This window comes from Arcobacter sp. CECT 8989, assembly GCF_004116715.1.
Lineage (GTDB): Bacteria > Campylobacterota > Campylobacteria > Campylobacterales > Arcobacteraceae > Halarcobacter.
Genome location: NZ_PDKE01000095.1, coordinates 1 through 414 on the forward strand (window position 1 = coordinate 1; position 414 = coordinate 414).

The window sequence follows — 414 nt, forward strand, 5'->3', positions numbered from 1 at the left end:
TTAATGATAGTAATTAGAACAGATGATGTTATACATTATTGTTTAAATAGTTGATAATTGCTTGGGGAGTGAAAATATATATGTATGTGTGTTTAATACGAAAATGTTATTGGAGAAAATATTTTAAGACATATGGAAATGGGGAAAAATAGACTCCAAGATTATTTAGATGTAGCTTTAGAAGTTTATCCAGATGTTTTAACTGCAACTGAAACTACTATCTTTGCTTATTTACCAATTCTACATATGACAGGTGAAGTAGGGAAGTTTATGAAAGCATTACCGATTCTGATTACAATAATTTTATTATCATCATTAGTTGAAGCTTTCTATATCCTTCCTATACATGCACAACAGATATATGATGTTAAGAAAACAGAGAACAGATCAAATATAATTAGTGACATGACTCAA

1 protein-coding gene is annotated in these 414 nt (G+C 28.3%); it reads left to right on the forward strand.

Features of this window, described 5'->3' with window-relative positions; genetic code table 11:
• Positions 1-108: 108 nt before the first annotated feature.
• A partial coding sequence (locus CRV02_RS14580; RefSeq protein WP_258239337.1) for a hypothetical protein occupies positions 109-414 on the forward strand: 306 nt, incomplete at its 3' end.